The sequence below is a fragment of the Nocardia gamkensis NBRC 108242 genome, from assembly GCF_001612985.1.
Taxonomy (GTDB): domain Bacteria; phylum Actinomycetota; class Actinomycetes; order Mycobacteriales; family Mycobacteriaceae; genus Nocardia; species Nocardia gamkensis.
Genome location: NZ_BDBM01000113.1, coordinates 1 through 821 on the forward strand (window position 1 = coordinate 1; position 821 = coordinate 821).

The 821-nt window shown below is 72.6% G+C and carries 1 protein-coding gene; it reads right to left on the bottom strand.

Annotated elements, in window-relative coordinates; translation table 11 throughout:
* On the bottom strand, nt 1–630 hold a 630-nt coding region (locus NG1_RS34850; RefSeq protein ID WP_157114429.1), incomplete at its 3' end, for a UvrD-helicase domain-containing protein.
* Nucleotides 631–821: the final 191 nt, after the last annotated feature.

An 821-nucleotide genomic window follows, 5' to 3' on the forward strand; every position in this document is an offset into this window, starting at 1 on the left:
GTCGTCGGGCACCAGCGCGGCGTGCCGGTCGCGCACCGCGGCCAGCGCCAGCGTGCGGCCCTCCTTGACCGAGAACGGTGGTTCGGCACGGGCATAGCGGTGCAGATACAGATCGTCGACGACGGTGCCGACGAGGTCGTCGACGGTCTCCACCAGTCTGGTGGCCGGGTCGTGCTCGCCCGCGAGCCCGAGTTCGTCGAGCATGCGCTGGCAGAAGCTGTGGGTGGTGGCGATGGTGCCTGCGTCGAAATCCGACAGGGCGGTCAGCAACCGCCGCTGCCGCAGCCGGACCTCGCCTTCCCCGGCCTGCGCGAGATGGCGGACCAGCTCGTCGGCGTGCGCACGGGCCGCTGCCGGGTCGGCCAATCCGGCGGCCACGGCGACGAATCGGTCGCGCGTGCGTTCCCGCAGCTCCTGGGTCGCCGCACGGCTGAATGTCACCAGCAGCAACTGGGATATGTCGACCCCGGCCTCGGCGACGTAGCGCACCGCCAGACCGACGATGGCGTGCGTCTTGCCGGTGCCCGCGCTGGCCTCCAGCACGGTCGTCCCGGTGGGCAGCGGCCCGTACGGCTCGAACGCGTCGGCGTCGAAAGCGGCCGCGTCGAAGGAGGTTTCCTGCACGGTCATGCGTGCCTCCCTCCTGCGCGGCCGGTGGTCACGCGATCCGCGGCCGTCGCGCTCGCCTCGGCGGCCTGCCACGCCGCACGGTCCCGAAGCGATTGTCCGAGCTGACATTCTGCCGCGCGCCCGTGCGTCCACCGGCGACCGACACGCGCCGGGGCGGAGTATTCCGGCGTCCGGCACCGGATGGCGCCGAA